This window comes from Mycobacterium sp. RTGN6 (assembly GCF_033804605.1).
In the GTDB taxonomy this organism is placed as follows: domain Bacteria; phylum Actinomycetota; class Actinomycetes; order Mycobacteriales; family Mycobacteriaceae; genus Mycobacterium.
In genome coordinates this window covers 798812-822207 of record NZ_JAPZKZ010000002.1, presented here as the reverse complement: position 1 = coordinate 822207, position 23396 = coordinate 798812, and the positions used below count along the sequence as shown (strand labels likewise).

At 68.3% G+C, this 23396-nt stretch carries 18 protein-coding genes and 1 pseudogene; 13 read left to right on the top strand and 6 right to left on the bottom strand.

Annotated elements, in window-relative coordinates; translation table 11 throughout:
• Positions 1-111 (top strand): annotated as a pseudogene (locus tag SLQ33_RS07985) (IS630 family transposase); the annotation flags it as partial.
• Here the strand turns inward: SLQ33_RS07985 and SLQ33_RS07980 are convergent.
• The 3 genes from SLQ33_RS07980 to SLQ33_RS07970 all read right to left on the bottom strand — a co-directional run bounded on the left by SLQ33_RS07980 (position 108) and on the right by SLQ33_RS07970 (position 3894).
• Positions 108-1970: an ABC transporter ATP-binding protein gene (locus SLQ33_RS07980; RefSeq protein ID WP_319453249.1), complete on the bottom strand. Its 1863-nt coding sequence runs from the start codon at positions 1968-1970 to the stop codon at positions 108-110. The pseudogene SLQ33_RS07985 and the gene SLQ33_RS07980 overlap by 4 nt on opposite strands.
• Before the next feature lie 62 nt (positions 1971-2032).
• Positions 2033-2653 (bottom strand): TetR/AcrR family transcriptional regulator, encoded by a 621-nt coding sequence (locus tag SLQ33_RS07975; protein ID WP_319453248.1) that lies wholly within the window; start codon positions 2651-2653, stop codon positions 2033-2035.
• A gap of 53 nt (positions 2654-2706) precedes the next feature.
• Entirely contained in the window at positions 2707-3894 is a 1188-nt protein-coding gene (locus SLQ33_RS07970; RefSeq protein WP_319453247.1) for a glycoside hydrolase family 3 N-terminal domain-containing protein, read from the bottom strand.
• A 40-nt stretch (positions 3895-3934) separates the two neighbouring features.
• On the opposite strand from SLQ33_RS07970, the gene SLQ33_RS07965 reads away from it, so the two are divergent.
• Genes SLQ33_RS07965 through SLQ33_RS07950 form a run of 4 tightly spaced genes read left to right on the top strand, consistent with a single transcriptional unit; the run spans position 3935 to position 10768 of the window.
• Positions 3935-4108, top strand: a complete 174-nt coding sequence (locus SLQ33_RS07965) for a DUF2613 domain-containing protein (RefSeq protein WP_319453246.1) — start codon at positions 3935-3937, stop codon at positions 4106-4108.
• A gap of 34 nt (positions 4109-4142) precedes the next feature.
• Positions 4143-8309, top strand: coding sequence for an alpha-(1->3)-arabinofuranosyltransferase (locus SLQ33_RS07960; protein ID WP_413467609.1), 4167 nt, complete (start codon positions 4143-4145; stop codon positions 8307-8309).
• A complete protein-coding gene (locus SLQ33_RS07955; protein WP_319453244.1) occupies positions 8310-9287 on the top strand; it encodes a phosphotriesterase-related protein in 978 nt (325 codons plus the stop codon).
• Positions 9287-10768, top strand: coding sequence for an AMP-binding protein (locus tag SLQ33_RS07950; protein WP_319453243.1), 1482 nt, complete (start codon positions 9287-9289; stop codon positions 10766-10768). Before SLQ33_RS07955 ends, SLQ33_RS07950 begins: the two co-directional genes overlap by 1 nt.
• Here the strand turns inward: SLQ33_RS07950 and SLQ33_RS07945 are convergent.
• Positions 10734-11909 carry an acyltransferase gene (locus tag SLQ33_RS07945; RefSeq protein ID WP_319453242.1) on the bottom strand — a complete coding sequence of 392 codons (1176 nt, stop codon included), beginning with the start codon at positions 11907-11909 and terminating at the stop codon, positions 10734-10736. The genes SLQ33_RS07950 and SLQ33_RS07945 overlap by 35 nt on opposite strands.
• A gap of 152 nt (positions 11910-12061) precedes the next feature.
• Between SLQ33_RS07945 and SLQ33_RS07940 the strand changes: the two genes are divergently transcribed.
• Entirely contained in the window at positions 12062-13264 is a 1203-nt protein-coding gene (locus tag SLQ33_RS07940) for a DUF3068 domain-containing protein (protein WP_319453241.1), read from the top strand.
• Positions 13265-13323: 59 nt separating this feature from the next.
• Positions 13324-14946 (top strand): hypothetical protein, encoded by a 1623-nt coding sequence (locus tag SLQ33_RS07935; RefSeq protein ID WP_319453240.1) that lies wholly within the window; start codon positions 13324-13326, stop codon positions 14944-14946.
• Here SLQ33_RS07935 and SLQ33_RS07930 read toward each other — a convergent pair.
• Entirely contained in the window at positions 14918-16147 is a 1230-nt protein-coding gene (locus SLQ33_RS07930) for a hypothetical protein (RefSeq protein WP_319453239.1), read from the bottom strand. The genes SLQ33_RS07935 and SLQ33_RS07930 overlap by 29 nt on opposite strands.
• A gap of 95 nt (positions 16148-16242) precedes the next feature.
• Here SLQ33_RS07930 and SLQ33_RS07925 point away from each other — a divergent pair, with 95 nt between their 5' ends.
• Both SLQ33_RS07925 and SLQ33_RS07920 read left to right on the top strand, forming a co-directional pair.
• Positions 16243-16635: a VOC family protein gene (locus tag SLQ33_RS07925; RefSeq protein WP_319453238.1), complete on the top strand. Its 393-nt coding sequence runs from the start codon at positions 16243-16245 to the stop codon at positions 16633-16635.
• A 50-nt stretch (positions 16636-16685) separates the two neighbouring features.
• On the top strand, positions 16686-17882 hold the full coding sequence (locus SLQ33_RS07920) for an MFS transporter (protein ID WP_319453237.1): 1197 nt from the start codon (positions 16686-16688) through the stop codon (positions 17880-17882).
• Here the strand turns inward: SLQ33_RS07920 and SLQ33_RS07915 are convergent.
• A complete protein-coding gene (locus SLQ33_RS07915) occupies positions 17879-18616 on the bottom strand; it encodes an IclR family transcriptional regulator (RefSeq protein ID WP_319453236.1) in 738 nt (245 codons plus the stop codon). The two genes, SLQ33_RS07920 and SLQ33_RS07915, sit on opposite strands and share 4 nt — an antisense overlap.
• 194 nt (positions 18617-18810) lie before the next feature.
• Here SLQ33_RS07915 and SLQ33_RS07910 point away from each other — a divergent pair, with 194 nt between their 5' ends.
• The 4 genes from SLQ33_RS07910 to SLQ33_RS07895 are packed head-to-tail and all read left to right on the top strand — an operon-like array spanning position 18811 to position 23388.
• Positions 18811-19416: a tripartite tricarboxylate transporter TctB family protein gene (locus SLQ33_RS07910; protein WP_319453235.1), complete on the top strand. Its 606-nt coding sequence runs from the start codon at positions 18811-18813 to the stop codon at positions 19414-19416.
• 46 nt (positions 19417-19462) lie between these two features.
• The gene (locus tag SLQ33_RS07905) at positions 19463-20977 is read left to right on the top strand and encodes a tripartite tricarboxylate transporter permease (RefSeq protein ID WP_319453234.1); all 1515 of its coding nucleotides are present in this window, start codon (positions 19463-19465) and stop codon (positions 20975-20977) included.
• A gap of 39 nt (positions 20978-21016) precedes the next feature.
• A complete protein-coding gene (locus SLQ33_RS07900) occupies positions 21017-22012 on the top strand; it encodes a Bug family tripartite tricarboxylate transporter substrate binding protein (protein WP_319453233.1) in 996 nt (331 codons plus the stop codon).
• Positions 22009-23388 (top strand): MmgE/PrpD family protein, encoded by a 1380-nt coding sequence (locus SLQ33_RS07895; protein ID WP_319453232.1) that lies wholly within the window; start codon positions 22009-22011, stop codon positions 23386-23388. The genes SLQ33_RS07900 and SLQ33_RS07895 overlap by 4 nt, the downstream gene beginning before the upstream one ends.
• Positions 23389-23396 lie beyond the last annotated feature (8 nt).

Sequence of the window (23396 nt, the reverse complement as noted above, 5' to 3'; positions counted from 1 at the left end):
ATCGCCACCTGGAACGACAACCCCCGCCCGTACGTCTGGACCAAGACTGCCGACCAAATCCTGGCCAGCATCGGCAACTACTGCTCCAGAATTAATGACTCAGGACACTAGGCGCGATACACCAGCCTCGGGTCGACGTTCTGGGCCTCGTACAGACGCTTGTACAGCCCGCCCTCGGCCATCAAAGTGTGGTGGTCGCCTTGCTGCGCGACGCGCCCGTCCTCGAGCACCAGGATCCGGTCCGCCACCGCGGCAATGAAGTCCATGTCGTGACTGATCACGAGGCAGGTTCGGTCCCTGGCATATTCGCGGATCACTCCGGTCAGCCGCGTGCGCTGATCCGCGTCCAGATTCTCTGTCGGCTCGTCGAGCAGCAACACCTCGGGCTGGCGTAACAGGCAGCGCGCCAACGCGATCAGCCGCTTCTGGCCGCCCGACGGCACCTGGACGTCGACCACGGTGTCGTAGCCGGCGTGCATCTTGGCCGGGTCGGCGATGATCGAATGGACGTGGGCGTGCTCGCACGCCGCCTCGACGTCGGCGTCGCTGGCCGTCGGCCGGGCCAGCCGCACGTTCTCGCGGATGGTGTCCTTGACGAAGAACGGGAACTGGGCGAGCTTGCTGACCTGTTCGCGCAGCGAAGCGATGGTCACGGTATCGATGTCGCGGCCGTCGATCAAGATTCGGCCGCGCTGAGGGTCGAGGAAGCGCAGCAGCAGATTGAACACCGTCGACTTGCCCGACCCGATGCCGCCGACGAGCGCCACCGTCTCCCCTTCCGAGATGGAGAACGACAACCCGTCGAGGACCTTCTGCTCAGGGGTGTAGCCGAAGGCCACGTCGTCGAAGACCAGGTTCCCGTGGACCTCGCCGAGGGCGACGGCGTCCGCCCGTTCCCGCACCGACGGGCGGGTGTCCAGCAGCTCGTACGTCGACGCCGCGCTCGGAGCCACCGACTGGTACGTGGTGTACGCGCCCATGACCCGTTGCGCCGCACCGAACATCGTCGGAACCATGCCCGCGAAGACCATCAGCCCCGCGAACGTCAGGCCGAAGCTCGAACTGAACCCGATACCGACGAGCAGCACCACGACGGTGCTGAGCGCCACGAACACCTGCGACCCGTTCGCCGTCGCCTGCATCCAGACCGTGCTCGATGCCGAGCTATTCGCGGCGGTCGCCGATACCTCGTGAAACCGCTTGCTGCGCAGGGGCTGAGCATTGAACATCTGAATCTCGGCGATGCCACTCACCGTCTGCTCGAGTTCGGCGCCCATCGCACGGTCCGCGTTCATCATCCGTCGCACCGCCACCTGGACGTGGCGGCCCGCGAACCTCAGCGTCATCAGGGCCAGCGGCGTGAGGACGAGTGCGGCTACCGTCATCTGCCACGAGATGGCCAGTAGGTAGGCGACCGCCACCGCCAGCACGACCGCGTCGATGAGCGGCGGCAGCATGCAGTCGGTGAGAAGCCTTTGCACACCGGCAGATTCGGTCGTCACGCGCTGCATCAGTGCGCCGCTCGGCGACCCGGCGAAGAAGTCGAGCGACAACGACTGCATGTGGTCGTGAACCCGTTGCCGGATGTCGGTGACGAGCACCCGTTCCACCTTCGCGCCGACCCAGGCGGTGACGAAGTACATCAGCTGAGCCAGCATCAGCGACACCGCCCACGTGGCGAGGAGCACCGCGAACGGCACCGGACCCGCCAGTCCCGAGAGGAGCCCGTCCTCGCGGGCGACCAGCGGACCCTGCAGATCCCACACCCCGCCGAGGTTTCCGCTCATCCCGGCGTCGGCGACGACCTGCATCATGGGCCCGAAGGCGGCGGCAGTCACGTACGGCAGTGCCGACGCGATCACGCCAAGCAGGAGCGAGGCCACGATCAAGCCACGAACCGCGCGGAGCATGCTCAGACTGCGCCACAACAGACGGGGAGTCGTCGCTTTCGGCGCCAATATCTCGGCCATGAACACCAGCCTCGCTGGACGAAGCGGCCAGCGTGCGGTTTCAAACGCAACACGCAGCGGCGTCAGCTTGCGGTGGCTGCGGCATCCTTGTCGGCGGGCTTGCCCTTCAGCCCGCGCCAGAACAGGTTGATCATCAGCTCGGCGGCGTCGTGGACGTCGGCGTCGCCGGTGCTCACCCGGTTGGCCACGGCCTCGCCTGCGCCCACCAGCGCGACCGCCATCATGTCGAAGTCGGTGTCCGGCTCCGGGTTTCGCGTGCCCGACTGCAGCAGCCGCCCGACGAGGTCGATGATCCGCTCCCGGCCCTCACGCACGGTGTGAGCGAACGCCTGCGAACTGGTGGCCTGCGTGTAGAGCACGATCCAAGACGCCCGGTTCTCGTCGATGTAGCTCAGGAACGACACCACGGCGGTGCGCAACAGATCCCGTGCGGACTGGGTGAAGTCGATGTCGGCCCGCACGACGTCGACGAACCGGGTCAGCTCGCGGTCGAGGCACGCGCCGAACAGCTCCTCCTTGGAGCCGTAGTACAGGTAGAGCATCGGCTTGGAGATCTCGGCCTGCGCGGCGATCGCATCCATCGACGTCTCGTGATAGCCGTTGATGGAAAACATCTGCACGGCGGCGTCGAGCATCTGCTGCTCGCGAACAGCGCGAGGCAAACGCTTCGTTCCACCTGCCATTGCGCGCCCTTTCCGTCCGTTTGCTCACCCCAGAGTAAGCAATTGGCGCCGGCTCAGCGTGTGCAGTTCGGGCTCGGCCCCTTCGCGGTGGCCACACGCAGCACCGACGCGTCGACGCTGCCCATGTTCAGTTCGCCCGCGGCGACGGCCTTCTCCAACCGATCCAGGACCGCGGGCACCTCCTTCGTGGTCACCCACAGCGCGACATCGGCACCTGCCTGCAACGACTTCAGGGCCGCCTCGGCGACGCCGTAGCGCTGGTTGATCGCGCCCATGCTGGACAGGTCGTCGGTGAACACCAGGCCGCCGAACCCAGGGCCGCCGTACTCGCCCGACCGCAGCAAGCCGTAGGCCGCCGGGCTCAGGCTCGCGGGATCACTGCCCGTCAGCCCCGGTACCTGCATGTGCCCAACCATGACGGCCACCGGCGCCTGCGTCGTCAGGCTCCGATACGGGATCAGGTCACCTCCCTGCAGGTCGGCCAGCGGGGGTGTGACGACGCCACCCTGGTGCGAGTCGCCCGAAGCGTGGCCGTGGCCAGGGAAGTGCTTCAGCACAGGCAGCACTCCGGCGTCGCGCAGCCCCTGTGCGTATGCACCGGCGTACTCGGTGACCTTGGCGGGATCGGAGCCGAACGACCGGTCGCCGATCACTTCGTCGTCCGGTTCGGTCGTGACGTCGGCCACTGGCGCGAAGTCGATGGTGACGCCGAGGTTCCGCATGGCCTGGCCCCGCTGCAGGGCGATGTCGTGGACCTCGGCGGGTGTCATGGTCTGGGCCAACACGCGCGGTGACGGCTGGCTGCCGATCAGGCCGGACAGCCGCGAGACCCGGCCACCCTCCTCATCGACGCTGACCGCCAACGGGAGCCACTGCGCCGTGTCGGCGATCCCTCGCACCGGGTCGCCCATCATCGACAGGTCGGTCCAGCTGCCGATCATGATGCCGCCGACGCGGTGCTGCGCGACCACGGCGCCCGCATCGGCGGCGTCGGTGACGCCGACCATCAGCAGTTGCGCAAGCTTGTCGCGCGTCGACATCGCCGCGACGAGCGCCTGCGGATCGCACGGCACCGTCGCCGGTGGCGCAGGGGTGACCGGCGGCGCGGCGGTGTCGGAGCTGGTCGTGGTGGTCGAGTCTGGCGTCGCAGAAGACTGCCCGCCGGACGAACAACCGATCGCCAGTGTCGCAACCGCGGCGACGAGAAACAGGGCACGGGCCACTCGGGGGGTCGAAGCCATGAGCAGCAAGGCTACTGGTGCGCCGTGCTACGTTGGCCCGGTGGATCGGTTCGCCTTGCCCGCTGCGGCCAGCATCGTCGTCGGGCTCCTGCTCGGCGCGGCCGCCGTGTTCGGCGTGACCCTGATGATCCAGCAGGACACCAAGCCTCCTCTGCAAGCGGGCGACCCGGGGTCGTCGGTGCTCAACAGGGTCGAGTACGGCGACCGCTCCTGATACCGGCGTCGCGCAGCCCCTGTCGCGACGTTGGCTGTGGTTGGTCGCTGCGGCGACGCTATTACTGACCTTCGCTCAGTCGCCCGGGCAGATCTCCCCAGACACCAAACTCGACCTCACCGCCAACCCGCTGCGGTTCCTGGCCCGCGCGGCGAACCTGTGGAACAGCGACCTGCCGTTCGGTCAGGCGCAGAACCAGGCCTACGGCTACCTCTTCCCGCACGGCGCGTTCTTCCTCGCGGGCGACGTGCTCGGCCTACCCGGGTGGGTGACGCAGCGGCTGTGGTGGGCACTGCTGTTGGCGGTCGGGTTCTGGGGGTTGTTGCGCATCGCCGAAGCGCTCGGCATCGGGACCACCAGCTCGCGTGTGGTCGCGGCGACCGCGTTCGCGCTGTCTCCGCGGGTGTTGACGACGCTCGGCGCCATCTCGTCGGAGACGCTGCCGATGATGCTGGCGCCGTGGGTGCTGTTGCCGGTGATCCTGGCCCTTCGCGGTCAGGGGTCGGTGCGCGTCCTGGCTGCGCGCTCGGCGTTGGCGATCGCGCTGATGGGCGCTGTCAACGCCGTCGCCACCCTGACTGGGTGTCTGGCTGCGGTCATCTGGTGGGCGGCGCACCGGCCGAACAAGCTGTGGTGGCGCTTCACGGGATGGTGGGCCCTGTGCACGGTGCTGGCCGTGTCGTGGTGGGTGGTCGCCCTGTTCATGCTCGGCCGCATCAGTCCGCCGTTCCTCGACTTCATCGAGTCCTCCGGCGTGACGACACAATGGCTTTCGCTCACGGAGGTGTTGCGGGGCACCTATAGCTGGACGCCGTTCGTCGCGCCGAACGCCACGGCAGGCGCGTCACTGGTGACGAGTTCGGTTGCGGTGCTGGCGACGACGTTGGTGGCGGCGGCGGGGCTGGCCGGGCTGGCGTTGCGCAGCATGCCCGCCCGCCGGCTGCTGATCGCGACGCTGCTGATCGGGCTGACGGCGTTGGCGGTGGGCTACTCCGGTGGGCTCGGGTCGCCGCTCGCGCACCAGGTGCAGCTGTTCCTCGACGCGTCGGGCACGCCGCTTCGCAACGTGCACAAGCTGGAGCCGCTGGTGCGCCTCCCGTTGGCGCTCGGGCTGGCGCATCTGCTCGGCCGGATTCCGCTGCCGGGAAGTGCGCCGCGTCGGGCCTGGGTATCGGCACTCGCACATCTGGAGCGCGACAAGCGGGTCGCGGTCGGCGTCGTGGTGCTCGTCGCACTGTGCGCCGCAACGTCTTTGGCGTGGACGGGTCGGATCACCCCGCCCGGCGCGTTCACGGCGATTCCCCAGTACTGGTCCGACGCGGCCGACTGGCTCGACGAACACAATGACTCGGGACGGGTGCTGGTGGCACCGGGCGCCCCGTTCGCGACGCAGGCGTGGGGCAACAGCCACGACGAGCCGCTGCAGGTGCTGGGCCACAGCCCGTGGGGCGTGCGCGACTCGATCCCGCTGACACCGCCTCAGACCATCCGAGCGCTTGACTCGGTACAGCGCTTGTTCGCGGCGGGCCGACCGTCCGCGGGGCTAGCCGATACGCTTGCCCGCCAAGGCATTTCCTACGTCGTCGTGCGCAACGACCTCGACCCCGAGAGCTCACGTTCGGCCCGCCCGCTGCTCGTCCACCGCGCCGTCGAGGGGTCACCGGGCCTGACCAGGGTGGCCCAGTTCGGCGAGCCCGTCGGGCCGGGCACGCTGGCCGGGTTCATCACCGACAGCGGGCTGCGGCCGAAGTACCCGGCGGTGGAGATCTACCGGGTGGACGGGGCGGGGGCGCCGCCGAATCCCGGCCAGCCCTACCTGACCGACGAGGGCGCGATGGCTCGCGTGGACGGAGGCCCCGAGGCGCTGTTGCGGCTCGACGAGCGCAGGCGACTGCTCGATCAGCCGCCGCTCGGGCCGATGCTGCTGACGAAGGATGCGGCGCGCGCCGGGCTGCCCACCTCGATCGTCACCGTCACCGACACCCCGATGGCGCGCGAGACCGACTACGGCCGGGTGGACGATCACTCCTCGGCGATCCGCGCACCCGACGACGTTCGGCACACGTTCAACCGAGTCATCGACTACCCGGCGGGTGATGCCGACCTCGTCTACGGTCGATGGCCCGGCGGTCGCATCTCGGCGTCGAGTTCGGCGTCGGATTCGACTGCGCTGCCCAATGTTTCGACCGCAGCGGGGCCCGCGGCGGCGATCGACGGCGACTCGTCGACCAGCTGGGTGTCCAACGCGCTGCAGGCCGCCGTTGGCCAGTGGCTGCAGGTCGACTTCGACCGACCGATCTCCAACGCCACCATCACCATCACGCCGAGCGCCACCGCGGTCGGCGCCCAGGTGCGGCGCATCGAGGTGTCCACCGCCACCGGCACGAGCACGTTGCGGTTCGACGAGCCAGGCAAGCCATTGACCGCCGCCCTTCCGTACGGCGAGACGCCGTGGGTGCGGTTCACCGCGGTGTCGACGGACGACGGTTCACCCGGCGTGCAGTTCGGGATCACCGACTTCACCGTGACCCAGTACGACGCGTCGGGCTTCGCGCAGCCCGTGAGCCTGCGGCACACCGTCATGGTCCCCGGCCCCCCTGCGGGTTCGGCTGTCGCGCAATGGGATCTGGGTGCCGACCTACTCGGTCGCGTCGGTTGCGCCGACGGCCCAGACGCCGTCCGGTGCGCGGCGACGATGGCGCTGTCCCCTGAGGAACCCGTCAATCTGAGCCGCACCTTGACCGTCCCCCACGCGATGACGGTGACACCGACGGTGTGGGTACGCGCCCGGCAAGGACCGAACCTGGCCGACCTCGTCAGCCAGCCAGGCACGACGCGTGCACTTGGTGACTCCGACCCGATCGACGTGCTCGGCTCGGCGTACGCCGCCGCGGACGGCGACCCTCGGACGTCGTGGACCGCGCCGCAGCGGGTCACGCAGCACCGGTCGGGAGCCAATCTCGAGCTGAGGCTGCCCGCCCCGGCCGAGGTGTCGGCACTGCGGGTGACACCGAGTTCGGCGGAGCTTCCCGCCCACCCGACGCTGGTCGCCGTCGACCTCGGCGACGGACCTCAGGTGAGCAGGCTCGATCCCGAAGCGACGCAGACTATTTCGCTCAAGCCGCGGGTGACCGACGTCGTGAAGCTGTCGATCCTCGACTGGGACGACGTGATCGACCGCACCTCACTGGGTTTCGACCAGGTCAAGCCGCCGGGGTTCGCCGAAGTGACGGCGTTGGACGCGCGCGGCAAGCCGATCGGGGCCGCCGACGGGACCCGCAACCGGGACCGGGCCGTCACGCTGCCGTGCGGGCGGGGACCGATCATCGGCGTCGCGGGTCAGTTCGTGCAGACGTCGGTGGACACCACGGTCGGCGCACTGCTCGACGGAGCACCCATCGCCGCGCACCCGTGTCAGCCCGCGATCACGTTGCCCGCGGGTGAGCAGGAACTGCTGATCAGCCCCGGGGCGGCGTTCGTCGTCGACGGAGTGCAGCTGGCCGGCCCGCTCGCGGCGCGGTTGCCAAGCGCGCAAGCGACTTCCGTCTCGCGCGGGACCTGGACCGCGGACCACCGTGAGGTCGATGTGCCATCCTCGGACCAACAACGGGTGCTGGTGGTACCCGAGAGCATCAACCCGGGGTGGACGGCACGGCTTGCCGACGGCACCGTCCTAACGCCCGTCACCGTGAACGGCTGGCAGCAAGGCTGGGTGGTGCCCGTGGGGAGCTCGGGACCGGTGGCGATCGTGTTCGCTTCGAACACGCCGTACCGTATCGGCTTGTTCGGCGGCCTGGCACTGCTGCCGATCCTGGCCGCGTTGGCGTTCTGGCCGGTTCGGCGCCCATCGGCGGTCGGAGAGCCGGCGCGTCCGTGGCAGCTCGGGCCTGCGCCCGCTGCGCTCACGGTCGCCGTGGCGGGGTTCGTCGCATCCGGCGTGGTGGGCGTGGTGGTGATGGGTCTGGCGCTGGCCGTGCGTTACGCGCTGCGGGCGCGGCCCACCCTCTGTGAGCGCGTGACCGTCGGCGTCACCGCGGGCGGGCTGATCCTGGCCGGTGCGGCGTTGAGCCGCGACCCGTGGCGTTCGGTCGACGGCTACGTCGGGCACGACTGGACGCTGCAGCTGCTGGCGCTGTGCTCGGTGGCGATGCTTGCGGCAACATTGGTGCCTTTGCGCCGCGCCGTCCCTAACATCGACTGAGTGTCACTCCTCAACACCGCGGCAGGGGCCGTCGACACCACCGACCTCGGCGTCACACTCATGCACGAGCACGTGTTCATCATGACCACCGAGATCATGGAGAACTATCCGGAAGGGTGGGGCGACGGCGCCAAGCGCGAAGCCGACGCGATCGTCCGGCTCGACGAACTCAAGTCCCGCGGCGTAGACACCATCGTCGACCTGACGGTCGTCGGCCTGGGTCGCTACGTGCCGCGCATCGCGCGGATCGCTGCGGCCACCGACCTCAACATCGTGGTGGCGACGGGCCTCTACACCTACAACGACATCCCGATGTACTTCCACTTTCGAGGTCCCGGCGCCCCGCTCGGCGGACCCGAACCCATGGTGGAGATGTTCGTCCGCGACATCGAGCACGGCATCGCCGACACGGGCGTCAAGGCCGCAATCCTCAAGTGCGCCACCGACGAACCCGGTGTCACCCCCGGCGTCGAGCGGGTGCTCCGGGCGGTCGCGCAGGCGCACCGGCAGACCGGAGTCCCGATCTCGACGCACACGCACGCCGAGACCAAGCGCGGACTCGAACAGCAAGCCATCTTCGCCGAAGAGGGCGTCGACCTGTCGCGCGTCGTCATCGGTCACTCGGGCGACACGACCGACATCGGCTACCTCGAGGAGCTCATCACGCAGGGCTCATACCTGGGCATGGACCGGTTCGGCGTCGATGCGTTCCTGTCCACCGAGGACCGCGTCAAGACCGTCGCGACGATGTGCGAACGCGGGCACGCCGAGAAGATGGTGCTAGCCCACGACGCCTCTTGCTATTTCGACGCGCTGCCAGAGGCGACGCTGCCCATCGCCCTGCCCAACTGGCACTACCTGCACATCCACAACGACGTCATCCCCGCGCTCAAGGCACGCGGCGTCACCGACGAGCAGCTCACCACGATGCTGGTGGACAACCCCCGCCGCATCTTCTCGACCCAAGGCGGGTACTGATGGTCACCGGGGTCCCGCCCATCAGCACGCAGGTCTCGGCGCTGGCGGCCGCCGACCCCGACCGGCCCGCAGTGACGTGTGAGGGCCGCACGCTCAGTCGCGCCGAACTCGACGCGTCGACCAACCGGCTGGCCCGCGCGTACGCCGGGCTCGGCGTCGGCGTCGGCGACTACGTGTCGATCGCGATGCCCAACTCGATCGAGTGGATCCAGGCGCTCATCGCGTGTTGGAAGCTGGGCGCGGTGCCACAACCCTTGTCGGCGCGCCTGCCCGACGCGGAGTTCACCGGCATCCTCGACCTGAAGGCCAGGGCGTTGATCGTCGGGAGGCCAGACCCGCGCGACGTAACACCCAGTGTGCCAAAGGACTTCGCCCCGGATCAGGCGTTGTCCGACGCCGCGCTGCCCGAAGCGGTGTCACCGGTGTGGAAGTCGATGACCTCGGGCGGCAGCACCGGGCGGCCCAAGCTGATCGAAGCGGGTGGCGACAGCCGGGTCCCCGCCCTGATCGGTTTCCCGCTCGGCATGGTCGAGCGTGACGTCAACCTGCTGTCGGTGCCACTGAGCCACAACACCGGGTTCAGCACCGCGGCGGCGGGACTGCTGCTTGGGCACCACCTGGTGATCATGCCGCGCTTCGATCCGCACGAGTTCCTGCGGCTCGTCACCGAGCACCGCGTCACGTTCCTCGCCACGGTACCGACGATCATGCAGCGTCTGCTGCCGGTCTACCGGGCCGACCCAGACTCTTACGACCTGTCGTCGATCCGGCGGTTCTGGCATCTCGGTGCCCCGTGCCCGCCCGTCATCAAGCTGGCCTGGATGGAGCTCGTCGGGCCCGAGCAGGTTTGGGAACTGTACGGCGGCACCGAACTTCAGGCCCTGACATTCATCTCCGGCGACCAATACCTGACGCACCCGGGCTCGGTCGGCGTCGCCGTCGCCGGCGAGATGAAGGTACTCGACGACGATGGCAACGAGTGTCCGCCTGGCATCGTCGGCGAGATCTACATGCGGCCCAACCCGGGCAGCGCACCCACGTACCGCTACGTCGGCGTGACGGCGAAGAGCCGCGACGGCTGGGACTCGCTCGGTGACCTTGGGTGGTATGAGGACGACGGCTGCCAACGCTTCTTCTATCTGTCCGACCGGCGCGTCGACATGTTCACCGTCGGCGGCCGCAACGTCTACCCCGCCGAGATCGAGGCCGCCTTGGCCGAGCACCCGGACATCTTGTCCTGCTTGGTCGTTGGCGTACCCGACGACGACCTCGGCCAGGTGCCGCACGCGCTGGTCCAGACGGCCGGAGCCCTCGACGAGGACACCGTGCGGGCGTTCGTCGGCGAGCGCGTCGCGTCCTACAAGGTGCCGCGCACGGTCGAGTTCGTCGACCGGCCGCTACGCGACGACGCGGGGAAGGCACGTCGCACAGCAGTGCGCGACGACGTCATCGCGCGGCGGCAGGCTCGGGAGAATCCGTGACCGAACTGTCCAGCGGGCTCGGCTCGTTGCGTCGCTCCCAGCGCCGCAAGGCTTCTCGACACGGGGACTCGACCAGCGCGTAGCTGACAGCGGCCATCGCGAAGCCGAACACGACCGTCAGCGTCAGCACCATTGGCATGTGCCCACTGAACTGGAATGCCCCGAGCACGGGGAACGCCATCGCCAGGGCAGCGAGATGCCAGACGAACAATCCGTAGGACCACCGGCCGAGCGTCACCATCGTCGGACTGGCAAGGATGCGGTGCGGAGTGCCCGGACGATCGAGCACCAGTGGCGCGAGCAACGCGGCGGCCACGACCGCGCCCATCACCGTCTTCATCACGAACTGACCGACCGTGCCGGGTATCAGTCCGGCCGGGCCCGACAACGGCGATGCCCCGATGCCGAACGCGGTCAGCCCGATGACGGCGACCAGCACGCGGCGGCGGGCCAAGCGGTGCGCCCAGCCGACCGGACTGACCGTGAGCTCGGCGATCAGCATCCCCGCCGCAAACCAGGCGAAGAACGCGGGCGGAAAGTTCAGCGGGTTGACGCCGAACGGTGCGTCGAACGGGATCAACCCCCACGCGAGACTCGCCAGTCCGACGACGGCGATGGCGGCTATGCGCGCACGGATCGGCAGGCGGCGGGCGAGCATCGCGAGGAACGGCAGCGCCAGGTAGAAGCTGACCTCGACGGACAGGCTCCACATCTGGGTGAGGCCGGAGGTAAGGGTCAGCGGCACGTAAATCTGTGTCAGCGTCAGGTTGGCCAGCCAGACGGTGAGATCCGCTCTGGTGTCGGGGAGCAGGGTGAGGATCACCACGACGGCGACCAGATAGCCGGGCATGATGCGGACGAGCCGGGACCGCAGGTAGTGCCCGGTTGGGGGACGGTGCCGCATTCCGCGCGCGGCCGCGGCGTGGCCACGCCACAACAAGAAGCCCGACAGCGCGAAGAACACCGCCACGGCGAGGTCGAACCGGTTCAGGATCCGCCCGGGGACGCCGGTGCTGTGGCCGGTCTGGAAGGCGACGTGGGTGATCACCACGCCGATCGCGGCGCAGGCCCGCATTCCTTCGACGGCGGGCAGGAAGCTGCGGGACCCACCGACCTCGCTGCGCTCGTCACCGCCGACCATCGGGCCAGTCTGCCGGATGGCCTCGTATAACGAGGCAGCCTTATCTTCGGCTGTTAGGGTCAGACGGGTTTTGCCCCTCCGCTGCCAGGTCAGGCGCGCGGCGGGAAGACGACGTCGAGTTGAGTGTCGCCCGAGGCGAAGGAGACAGGTTTTTGAACCGCGCTGTGGCGCTGCGCATCGCGGCGTGCGGGCTCATGGGACTGGGCGCCGCCCTGCTCATGGCTGCGCTGTTGTTGACCGTGTACACCAAGGGCCGGATCGCGAAGATCCCGCTCGACATCGACACCACCCTGGACAGCCAAGGCACGGGGGTCGCGCTCGATCCCGCGTCGCTGTCGACCGGGGAGAGGTTCGTCATCACCAAGGACGCCCCGTTGGCCCTGCAGCAGCAGGTCAGCGTCGAGGCACCGTCCAACGCCGACGTGGTGACACTGCAGGTCGGCAGCACCCTGCGACGGTCGGACAAGCAGCAGGACAACGGCTTGCTGCTCGCGATGGTCGACACCGTCACCCTGGACCGCAGCACCGCGATGGCCGTGTCCAGCGACACCAACCCCGGTGGCGCGGTGCAGAAGCCGAGGAGCATCGAGGAGGAGAGCCCTCCGACCAGCATCGCGTTGCCCCACGAGGGGTTGTCCTACCGGTTCCCGTTCAGCACCGAAAAGAAGACCTACCCGTACTTCGACCCGATCGCGCAGAAGCCTTTTGACGCGAACTACGACGGCGAAGAGGACGTCAACGGGCTGACCACCTACAAGTTCACCCAGAACGTCGGGTATGACGCCGACGGCAAGTTGGACGAGCCGGTGAAGTACGCCTCGTTGTACGACAACGACGAGGACGCCGAGGTCACCGCGCGCGCCGAGCTGTGGGGCATCGATGCCCCGCCCGACGAGCCGATCACCATGACGCGCTACTACGCCGCGCAACGCACCTTCTGGGTGGACCCGGTATCGGGCACCATCGTCAAGTCCAAGGAACACGGCTTCCACTACTACGCGCGCGATGCACTCAAGCCCGAGGTCACGTTCGCCGACTACACCGTCACCTCGACCGAGGACACGGTGGAGTCGCAGGTCGCCAGCGCACGCGACGAGCGCGACGTCGTGGCGCTGTGGGGTCGAATCCTGCCGATCTCGTTCACCGCGCTTGGCCTGGTGGCGCTGGTCGGCGGCGTACTGCTCGGATCGTTCACGCTGCGGGCCGAGTCGGCGTTGATCGATCCCGGACTCGATGCGCCCGATCACGGGTTCTTCGGTAGACGCCCCACCGACTCAGGGCCCATGCCCGCGGCCGAGGCAGCCACCGAGAAGCTGCCCACGCAGCGACCATCGGGCCTGCCGCCGGACCACTGATCATTCGGAACGGCCGTCACCTGGTCGTACCCGCCTACGCGCTAGCCCTGGCGCTGGCGGTGACCGCGCCCCTGCTCGCACCCGGATACCTGCTGCTGCGCGATGCGGTGTCCACCCCGCGTTCGTATCTGTCCGACGCGGCGCTCGGGTTGTCCGAGGCCGCTCCTCGGGCCCTACCGCAGGACTTCGCGGTCGCGGTGGGCTCGTGGGTGTTCGGCGGCGACGTCGTGGTCAAGGCGCTGTTAATCCTGGGGCTGTGGCTGGCGGGGTGGGGCGCCGCGCGGCTCGCCGCGACCGTCGTACCCGCCGCGGGCGTGTCCGGTCAGTTCGTCGCCGTCACGCTCGCGATCTGGAATCCGTACGTGGCAGAGCGGTTGTTGCAGGGGCACTGGAGTCTGTTGGTGGGCTACGGCGCGCTGCCGTGGGTGGCGGCGGCGGTGTTGCGGCTGCGCGACGGCGCCGGCAGTTGGTGGCCCGTCCCGTTCTGGTTGGCGCTGGCGGGCCTGACGCCGACGGGGCTGCTCCTTGCGGTCGTCGTCGCCCTGGTTTGTGCGCTGGCGCCGGGCACCGGTCGCCCGCGCTGGGCGTGCGCCGCGGTGAGCGTCGGCGTGGCGCTGCTGGCCGCGGCGCCCTGGTTGCTCGCCTCGGTGCTGGCCGGTTCGCTGTCGTCCACCCAGGCCACGGGAGTGCCCGTGTTCGCCGCCCGCGCCGAGCCGGGACTCGGCACCCTCGGCAGCCTCGCAGGGCTCGCGGGCATCTGGAACGGCCAGGCCGTACCCGACTCGCGGACAACGCTTTTCGCCGTCGTCGGCACCGTCGTGCTGCTCGTCGTCGTCGGGCTCGGGCTGCCGACGGTGCTGCGCGTACCGGCGGCGGTGCCGTTGCTGGTGCTCGCCGCGGCTGCGGTGGTGCTGCCCGCTGCGATGGCGACCGGTCCCGGCGTGGCCCTTGTGGAGTCGCTCGTCCGGACGGCCCCTGGGCTCGGGGTGCTGCGGGACGGGCAGAAGTGGGTGGCGTTGGCGATGCCTGGCTACGCGCTTGCCGGGGCGGCGGCGGTGGTGACGCTGCGGCCGCGGGTGCCCGCGCTCGCGACGGCCACGGTGTGTTGCCTGGCGCTGCTGGCGGTGCTTCCCGACCTGGCGTGGGGAGTCGGCGGCAAGGTGGCTGCGGTGCGATACCCGCCAGGTTGGACGACCGTCGCTGAGCTGATCAACGCCGACCCGCGACCGGTGGCCGTGCTGCCGCCGGACGTGATGCGCCAATTCGACTGGGCAGGAAGCGCTCCGGTGCTCGACCCGCTGCCCCGCTGGGTGTCGGCCGACGTCCTGGCAACCGGTGATCTGGCCATCGGCGGACGGACGGTGCCCGGCGAAGGCGAGCGGGCCCGCGAGGTGCAGCAGCTGCTGCTGTCCGGGGCGAGCGCCGACGAGTTGGCTCGACACGGGGTCGGGTGGGTGGTCGTCGAGTCAGACGGTTCAGTTCCCCTGGCGCCCTTGGACCTTCCCGTCGTCCATCGCGACGACGAGCTGACGCTGTACCGGGTCGGGGGGGATCATTCCGGTGCCGACGGCCGCGGCGTGATGGTCGCCGCGCATCTGCTCTGGTTGGCCACGCTGATCGTCGGCGCGGTCGGGTGGATCTCCAGTGCGCTGGCTAGCCGGTCGGCGAGCCGACGAGCATAGCCGTCCAACGGGCCTTCGTCATTGCGCCCGGCGGCACCGGGTACAACCGCGAGGCGTTACCGCTAAACCTCAAAACTCCAGCGACGGTGAACAGCTCGCCGGTTCCCGGAAGCGTCGCAGGGAGGGGGATCCCCGGAACCTCCCGCATGAACCGCTCCCGAAAGGCGCGGTAGGCGTCACCACCCGGCAGCAGGAACACGGCCTTGCCGAGTGAGCCCGATGCGACGAGGTGGCGCACCTCCCACCAGAAGTTGTCGGTGTGCCCCGCGAGCAACACCACCTGGCTGGCCTCCGCTGCCCAATCGCTGATGTGCAGTTGCCACCGATCGTCGGTGCTGTAGGCCCGCGCCGCGCCGAGCGGCGGCAGCTTCTCTCCTGGCTCGCCCAGCGCCACGACTGGACCGATGACGTTGAGCGCCGCGACGAGCGACTCCTCCGCCGAATTGCCCAAACCCTTTGACGCGGCCATCACGTCGTCGGCCTCGAACGAGCGCAGGTAGAGCACGGGTGGCCGGGGATCGGTGGCGCGCAATTCGTCGGCGGACGCCTGGAGGTGGCGCCGCCCGCGTCGGGCCGCGTTGCGCCCGATCCACACCAGCAGTACGCACATGGCGATGAGGCCGACGTACAACAGGATGTAGAGCCAGTCGATCGACGTCTTGTCGGCGTCGTAGTCCGTGTCACCCGGCCGCGACCTGTACACCGACCGCAGCGGCGAAGCTCCGCTGACCACACCAAAGGCCAACAGCACCAACCCAACTGCGCCCGCGACGATGACGCCACGCCCGACGGCGATCAAGGTGGCACCCAGCGAACGGGATTGGCGACCCGTGGGGCGTGCGGGTGCGGCGCGGCCGCCCGGCCGCCTGCGGATGACGACGACGCCGAACACCGCGCCACCCAAGGCGAGGACCGGCCCGACGAAGTCCAGCGCGCTTCCGACCTGCGCCCGCTGGGTGGCGGCATTGCATCCGGCGCCGCTGCGCCGCGAGTCGACGACCATCGTCCCGCCCGACAGATCAGGTATGACGAGCGGACCGTGCTGACACTTCTCGGCGGGGAACTCGTACCGGTCGCGCAACCAGGCTCCGCTGCTGAACATGGCAACGCCGACCGCCATGATCACCACGGCGATCCCCAGAGCCGCCAACCAGAGTGCCCGCTCCCGCTGCACGTAGGGATCGTAGCCCCGGTCAGCCATTGACTATGTCTGCCCACCCGGCCTAAAGTCTGATTTGCAGAAACTATTTCTCTATGACGGAAGACGGTCGCTCGACCTAGAAGGAGAGAACACCAGTGCGCATCCGACACCTTGGAATCGTGGTCCGGGATCTGGAGACCACCGCCGAGTTCTACGAGAACGTGCTCGGCTTCACGCGCCTCGGAGACATCAGGACGCCCGGCCACTATCCCGGCAAGGCGATCGACCTGAGTGATGGCGAGGTCAACTACTCACTGCTGCAACCAAATCCAGACATTCAGCGTTCGGATTGGACCTACGGTGGGATGGGACCGAACCACATTGGCGTCACCATCGAGGACACCGGCGCCGTCGTCACCGCGCTCAAGGAGCGTGGCATCGAGGTCTACGGCGCCGAGCAGGCCGACCCGCCGCGGTTCTTCAAGTTCCGCGATCCCGACGGGGTCGAGGTCGACGTCGCCACGCCGGAACGTGGCTGGAAGTTCTGACCGTCGCGTACCCCCGCACCGGACGTTCCGGGCGGGGGTGCGACTGAGCCGTGAGCGCGTTCACGGGACGATCGCTGCCACCGTGGTGGTTGGTCGGCACCGTCGCCAGCATCTTCCTGCTGCAGGTGGCGGTCACGCTCGCCCGGCCGGTGTCGACCTACCGGCTGCTCGCCCTCGGCGCTGACGGCACCACCCTCGGACTCACTTCGGCCTGCTTCGCGGTACCGCCCATGCTGCTGGCGGTCGGGTTCGGTCGCTGGGCCGAAAAACACCACCCCGCCGTACTTCTCGGCCTCGGGCTGGCGGTCGCCGCGGGTGCGTCGTTCGCGCTCGTCGTCGCCGAGCCCATCCCCGCCATCGCACTAGCGACCACCGGGCTGGGCATCGGCCACATGTCGGGCACCATCGGCGCGCAGAGCATCATGGCGCAGGCCCAGAGCTCATTGGCGCGCATCAACAGGTTCGGCACCCTCACCACGGTGTCGGCGCTCGGCCAGATCGTGGGTCCGGTGCTCGGCGGCGTCATCATCGGCCACAGCGAGCAGCCCAGCGTGGAGTCCACCTCCACGGCGCTACTTGTTGCCGCGTTCGTCTTCATGGCGGGAGTACCGCCGTCACTCCTGGCATGGCGCACCAGAATTCAGACGTCCACCGTCCGAACCGGTCGCGCCGAACGAGTGTGGCTCCTGCTTCGCAAGCGTGGGATGCCCGCCGCGCTCATGACGAGCTTCTCCGCCAAGAGCGGCATCGACCTGCTCCTGGTGTACGTGCCACTGCTCGGCGCGGCGGTCGGTCTCACGCCGTCGCAAGTCGGCCTGCTCCTCGGCATCAGTTCCACCGGCGCCCTGTTGGCTCGGGCGGCGACACCGATCTTCGTGCGGCGGGTGCCGACGCTGAGACTCACGGTGATCGCGACGGCCGTGGCCTCGGGCTGTCTGGTGGTGCTCGCGGTGAGCCACGACCTACTGTCGATGATCCTGGCGATGTCGGTGCTGGGCTTCGCACTCGGGCTGTCCCAGACCACCACGATGGACTGGGTGGTCAACCTCGTGGACGACACGAGCCGGGGTTCGGCCCTGGGCCTGCGCGTCGCCACCAACCGGCTCGGACAGACCATCATTCTCGCCGCCGCCGGCGTGGTCTCCGGATGGCTGGGCGTCCAGACCGCGTTCGCACTGCTGGCCGCGGTAATGCTCGCAACCGCCGGCTCCGGTCTCGTCAGCGCCCGCGACGAGCCCGACGACTAGCTCCGACGCGGGCTCTCCGGCGCCTTGGCGAGGGTGTCGATCATCAACTCGCCGACGCGCGAAATTCGTTCTGCGTTCAAGCGACTCGAAGGGGCAGCGACGGCGATGGCGGCAAGTCGTCCGGCGAAGTCGCGAAAAGCCACTGCCACAGAGCCGACGTCTTCCTCGGTCTCGCCAGAGTTCACCGCATATCCGCGGTCACGGGCCTTCGCGATTTCCTTCATCAGGCCCGCTTGCGTGGTGATCGACCGGTCCGTCCGAGCGGCGAACGGTTCAGCCGACGTCGGATACCGGTCTGCGACTTCCTGATCCGTCATCTGAGCGAGCAGCGCCTTGCCCAGCGACGTGCAGTGGGCGGGCACTAGGGTGCCGGTGCGCGCCACCACGCGCAGCGCGCGTTCGGATTCGACGGCGTCGACGTAGCGCACCTGATTGCCCTCGAGTACGCCGAGGTGCACGGTCTCGCCGAGTTCGGTGTTGAGTTCCTCCATCGCGGGCCGAGCCTGTTCGCGCACGTTCAGCGAACCGACGACGGCCAACCCCACCTCGACGAGGGCAGGCCCGGCGACGTAGGCGCGGGTCACGGGCTCCTGCTGGACGAAACCGTGATGGGCCAGCATGGCCAGCAGGCGATGTGCCGTGGAGTGTGCGACGCCGAGGTACTTGCATGCGTCGGTGAGCCGAACCCGGGGCTGCTCGCGGAACAGGAGCAGCAAGAGGAGCGCGTTGTTCACCGAGGAAATCGGATAGGCGGGGCCAGTTTCACTCTCCGGTCTCATCTTCTGCATAGAAGAAGACTACCGGCGGTTGCGCCGAGAACTGCCAGCTTCGACGTTTGAAAGTGACGCTTGACACATCTCCACATCGGGTCGTAGGTTTCCTATCAGCAGAAACTATTTCCATTGTGAAGACATCGGCGAGGGCGGTTATGGCGAACGACACCGAACGGCCCACCGGTGCCACCCTGGGCGAAGGCCGCAAGCTCGACTCCGACGCTGGAAGCACGAGACCAGACGACCCCGCCGAGGCCGAGCACGGCCCTAGCGAGCACGACGTCCGGGTCACGCGCATCGTGCACGTGGTGCTCGGCCTCGTCGTCGCAGCGGTGGGTGCATGGATGCTGTATCGAAGCGAGACCGAGCTTCCCTTCCGTGGTTCCAACGGCGAACCGGGACCCGGCTACCTCCCGGTGCTGCTGACCACCTGCCTCATCGCGCTCGGTCTGGCGCTATCGGCCGTGTGGCTGGTCGGGCCCAGAGCGCGCAGCGGTGACGTGCCGGCTTTGTCGCTCAAGCCGCCAGCGCTCGGACGCGCGCTGCTCGGCTGGCTCGCGCTCGTCATCTGCACGGTGCTCATCGAGCCGTTCGGCTTCCTTATCGCGGGCGAAGTCTTAGTGCTCCTCGTGATCCTCGTCGTCGAGCGGATGCGCTCGATTCCGTCGATCATCGCGCTGCTCTTGGTCCCACCCGCGATGTACCTGCTGTTCGAGATTTTGCTCGAGGTGCAACTGCCACCGGGAACCGTCTGGCAATGAACGGATTTCAAGAAGAAGACCTCGGAACTCTCCTGAGAGGACGTCGGTGAGCGCGATCGAAGGACTGTTGTCGGGGCTGCAGTCGGCCTTCACGCCGACCAACCTGCTCTGGTTGGTGGTCGGCTGCCTGCTCGGCACGCTGGTCGGAATCCTGCCGGGACTCGGCCCGCCTGCCACCATTGCGATCCTGTTGCCACTGGCCACAGGCTTCGAACCGGCGACCGGCCTCATCATGATGGCGGGCATCTACTACGGCGCGAAGTACGGCGGCTCGACCACGTCGATCCTGCTGAACATCCCCGGTGAGTCGTCGTCGGTCGTCACCTGTATCGACGGCTACGAGATGGCCAAGAACGGCCGTGCGGGACCAGCTTTGGGCATCGCGGCCATCGCGTCGTTCGTCGCGGGCACCATCGGCGTCATCGGGCTGACGTTCCTGGCTCCGCTGGCCGCCGACGTCGCGGTGAACTTCGGTCCGCCCGAGTACTCCGCTTTGATGATCTTCGCGCTGCTACTGGTGATCATGTTGGCAGGCGACTCGATGCTCAAGGGCTTCATCTCGATGTTCATCGGGCTGTTCCTGGCCACCATCGGGACCGACCTGTTCTCGGGTGAACAGCGCTTCACCGGAGGCCAGATCGAACTAGCGGGCGGCATCGAGTTCATCGCCTTGAGCGTCGGCATCTTCGCCGTCGGCGAGGTGCTGGTGAACATCGAAGACAAGACCGAGAAGAAGCTGTTCAAGGTGCCCAGCAAGCTCAGCGAACTGCTGCCGTCCCGTAAGGACATCAGGAAGGCGACGCCGGCCATGCTGCAGGGCGGCTTCGTGGGGTTCCTGATCGGCATCCTGCCGGGCGCCGGATCGACGGTCGCGTCGTTCGTCTCGTACATCATCGCCAAGAAGACGTCCAAGACCCCGGAGGAGTTCGGCAAGGGCTCCATCGAAGGCGTTGCCGCACCGGAGGCCGCGAACAACTCGGAGACCGGCGGCGCCATGGTGCCCCTGCTCACGATGGGCATACCCGGATCCGGCACCGGCGCAGTGCTTCTCGGTGCACTGGTGCTCTACGGACTGAACCCAGGGCCGCTGCTATTCCACGAGCACGCCGACGTGGTGTGGCCGATCATCGCCAGCATGTATCTGGGCAACGTCGTCCTGGTCATCATGAACCTGCCGATGGTGCCGCTATTCGCGAAGCTGTTGAACACGCCTTACAAGGTGCTCTACCCCGCGATCCTGCTGATCTCGGTGGTGGGTGTCTTCAGCGTGAACTTCTCGATGTTCGACGTGGGGCTGCTCGCCGTGTTCGGCCTACTCGGTTACGCGATGCGCAAACTCGACATCCCGCCTGCACCATTGGTTCTGGCGTTCGTGCTCGGCCCGATCGCGGAGAATTCGATCCGGCAGTCGCTGCTGCTGAGTGACAACAGCCCGATCATCTACCTGCAGCGGCCCATCTCAGCGGTGCTCATCGGCATCGCCGTGCTCCTGCTGCTGGTGCTGACGTTCGGCCGCAAGACGCGGAAGGTCCGCGAACAGCTGGTCGACGTTGACGCCTAACCCCCTCGAATCCTCAACTCTCGCTACGAAGGAACTCTGATGATCCGATTCAGGAAACTCCTCACCATCACCATCGCGATACTGGCGCTGCTCGGAATGGCCGCGTGCGGCAAGTTCGGTTCGAGCGACGGTCCCACGAACGGTCCGGTCGAAGTGGTCACGCACAACGCCGTCGGCGGCGGCTCGGACGTCTTCACCCGCCAGATGATCAAGGTGATGTACGACGACAAGATCATCCCGACGCAGTGGCCGGTACGCAACGTGCCCGCAGGCGACTCGATCGGCGCCATGTCGTACATGATCGAACGAAAGGGCAACGCGGGCTTGATCGCTCAGGTCACACCCACCTGGCTTGCGACACCCATGACGGTCAGCAACGCCACGGTGGGGCTGGACATGCTGACCCCCATTACCTTGGTCGCCACCGAACCGCAGGTGATCGTCACCAATGCGGAGTCACAGTTCAACTCGTTCTCCGACTTCGTCAACGCAGCCAAGGGCGCGCCCGACACCCTGGTGCAGGCCGGCGGCTCCAGCACGGCCAACGACGCGCTGACCCGCCTCGTGCTGCAGGACACCCTTGGCGTGAAGTGGAAGTTCCTCTCGTTCGAGGACACCGGATCGCGGATCACCGCGCTGCTGCGCAATGACGCCAACATCATGCTCGGCAGTGCTTCCGACGTCGCCGAGCAGGTGAAAGCCGGCCAACTCAAGGTCATTTCGGTGGTCGGCAACCAGCGCCTGGAAACCTTCCCAGACGTCAGCACCACCGAGGAGCAGGGCATCGACTCCTCCAAGGTGCCCGTGCAATTCCGCGCGGTGATGGGCGCGCCTGACATGCCCACCGAAGCCGTGCAGGGCTACCAGGACGACCTGTCGAAGATGGTCGAGACGGAGGGCTGGAAGGCACTGGCCAAGGACAGCGGCCTGGTCACCCAGAACCTCCAGGACGACGACTTCAAGAAGTACCTGCAGGAGCAGACCGACATCGTCGGCGGCCTGCTGGCGGAGCTTGGGCTGAGGAAGGATCAGTGAGCGAACCTGATCCCAGCCCGACCACGCTGCTCGCGCGATTCGTCGCCGAGCACGACGCGGACCAGATTCCCGAATCCGTCCTCCATGCGGCACGACGTGCCCTGGTCGACCACATCGGGGTTACCGTCGCCGGCTCGACCGACGACGCCACGCGGCGGGCCCGAAACGCGTTGACGGCCAACGAACACCGCAGCGGCGCAACGGTGGTCGGCACCGACCTGAAAGTCTCGGCACCCTACGCCGCGTTCCTCAACGCGTTCGCATCGCACGTGCTCGACCTTGACGACGTCTACAACCCGCCGGGCACCACCGTGCACGGCAGCTGCTCGGTCTGGCCGGCCATCCTGGCGGTGGCCGACACCGTTACCGACGCCCAGCCGGTCAGCGGCAGGGCGGCGCTCGCAACGTTCGCGCTGGGCTTCGAGGTCGAGACGCGCGTCGCTCACGCCGCGGGTCAGACGCACTACGACGCGGGCTGGCACGTTACCGGCACGTCCGGGCACGTCGGTGCGGCGGCGGCCGCGGCCCGCACCATGGGACTGGGGGCCGAACAGGTCGAGCACGCGATCGCCGCGGGCGCCACGCAGGCGGCCGGACTGCGCGTGATGGCAGGAAGCGACCTCAAGAGCATGCACCCTGGCAAGGCCGCCATGGACGGCGTGCTGGCGGCCGCGCTCGTCGAGCAGCGGCTGACGGCCAGCGCCAAGGCCCTCGAGGGTGACTTTGGCTACCTCGCGGTGATGAGCACCGACCCGGCGGCGGAGAAGATCAGCATCGGCCTCGGCGAGACGTGGAACCTCACCTCCAACGGATACAAGCTCTACCCGAGTGGTTCCCTGACCCACCCGATGATCGACGGCGTGATCGCGCTGGTCACCGCCGAGGACGTCGCACCCGACGATGTCACCGCGATCGAGGTCCGGGTGTCGCCGCCCGCTGCGCGCTTCACCGACCTGCCCCGCCCAACCACCCGTATGCAGGCCAAGTTCAGCCTTCGCCACTGCGCGGCCGCGGCCGTGGCGTTCCGCCGCGTCGGCACCGAGGAACTCGGCGAGGACATCCTGACGCGCGCCGACATCGTCGACCTCCGCGACCGCGTCAAGGTCGTCGCCGATCCTGCGTTGGGCAAGCAGGCCGCCGACGTCGAACTCGTGCTCGCGTCGGGGCGCACGCTGACCACCGAGGTGCGCGGCAACCGCGGCACCCCCGCGGCGCCACTGTCCGACGACGAGTTGGGCACCAAGTTCCGCGACCTCGTCGGTCCAGTGCTGGGCTCCGAGCGCACCGAGGCGCTGCTGAGCACCTGCTGGAACATCGACCAGTTGGACGACGTTTCAACGCTTCTCGCGCAGACGGTGCCGCGCGCCGAGGACTGACACGCGCA

Excerpts from the sequence above, each read along its gene's own strand:
- SLQ33_RS07980 (WP_319453249.1), bottom strand. The coding sequence starts at position 1,970 with ATGGCCGAGATATTGGCGCCGAAAGCGACGACTCCCCGTCTGTTGTGG.
- SLQ33_RS07975 (WP_319453248.1), bottom strand. The coding sequence starts at position 2,653 with ATGGCAGGTGGAACGAAGCGTTTGCCTCGCGCTGTTCGCGAGCAGCAG.
- SLQ33_RS07970 (WP_319453247.1), bottom strand. The coding sequence starts at position 3,894 with ATGGCTTCGACCCCCCGAGTGGCCCGTGCCCTGTTTCTCGTCGCCGCG.
- SLQ33_RS07930 (WP_319453239.1), bottom strand. The coding sequence starts at position 16,147 with ATGGCTGACCGGGGCTACGATCCCTACGTGCAGCGGGAGCGGGCACTC.
- SLQ33_RS07950 (WP_319453243.1), top strand. The coding sequence starts at position 9,287 with ATGGTCACCGGGGTCCCGCCCATCAGCACGCAGGTCTCGGCGCTGGCG.
- SLQ33_RS07945 (WP_319453242.1), bottom strand. The coding sequence starts at position 11,909 with ATGGTCGGCGGTGACGAGCGCAGCGAGGTCGGTGGGTCCCGCAGCTTC.
- SLQ33_RS07910 (WP_319453235.1), top strand. The coding sequence starts at position 18,811 with ATGGCGAACGACACCGAACGGCCCACCGGTGCCACCCTGGGCGAAGGC.
- SLQ33_RS07900 (WP_319453233.1), top strand. The coding sequence starts at position 21,017 with ATGATCCGATTCAGGAAACTCCTCACCATCACCATCGCGATACTGGCG.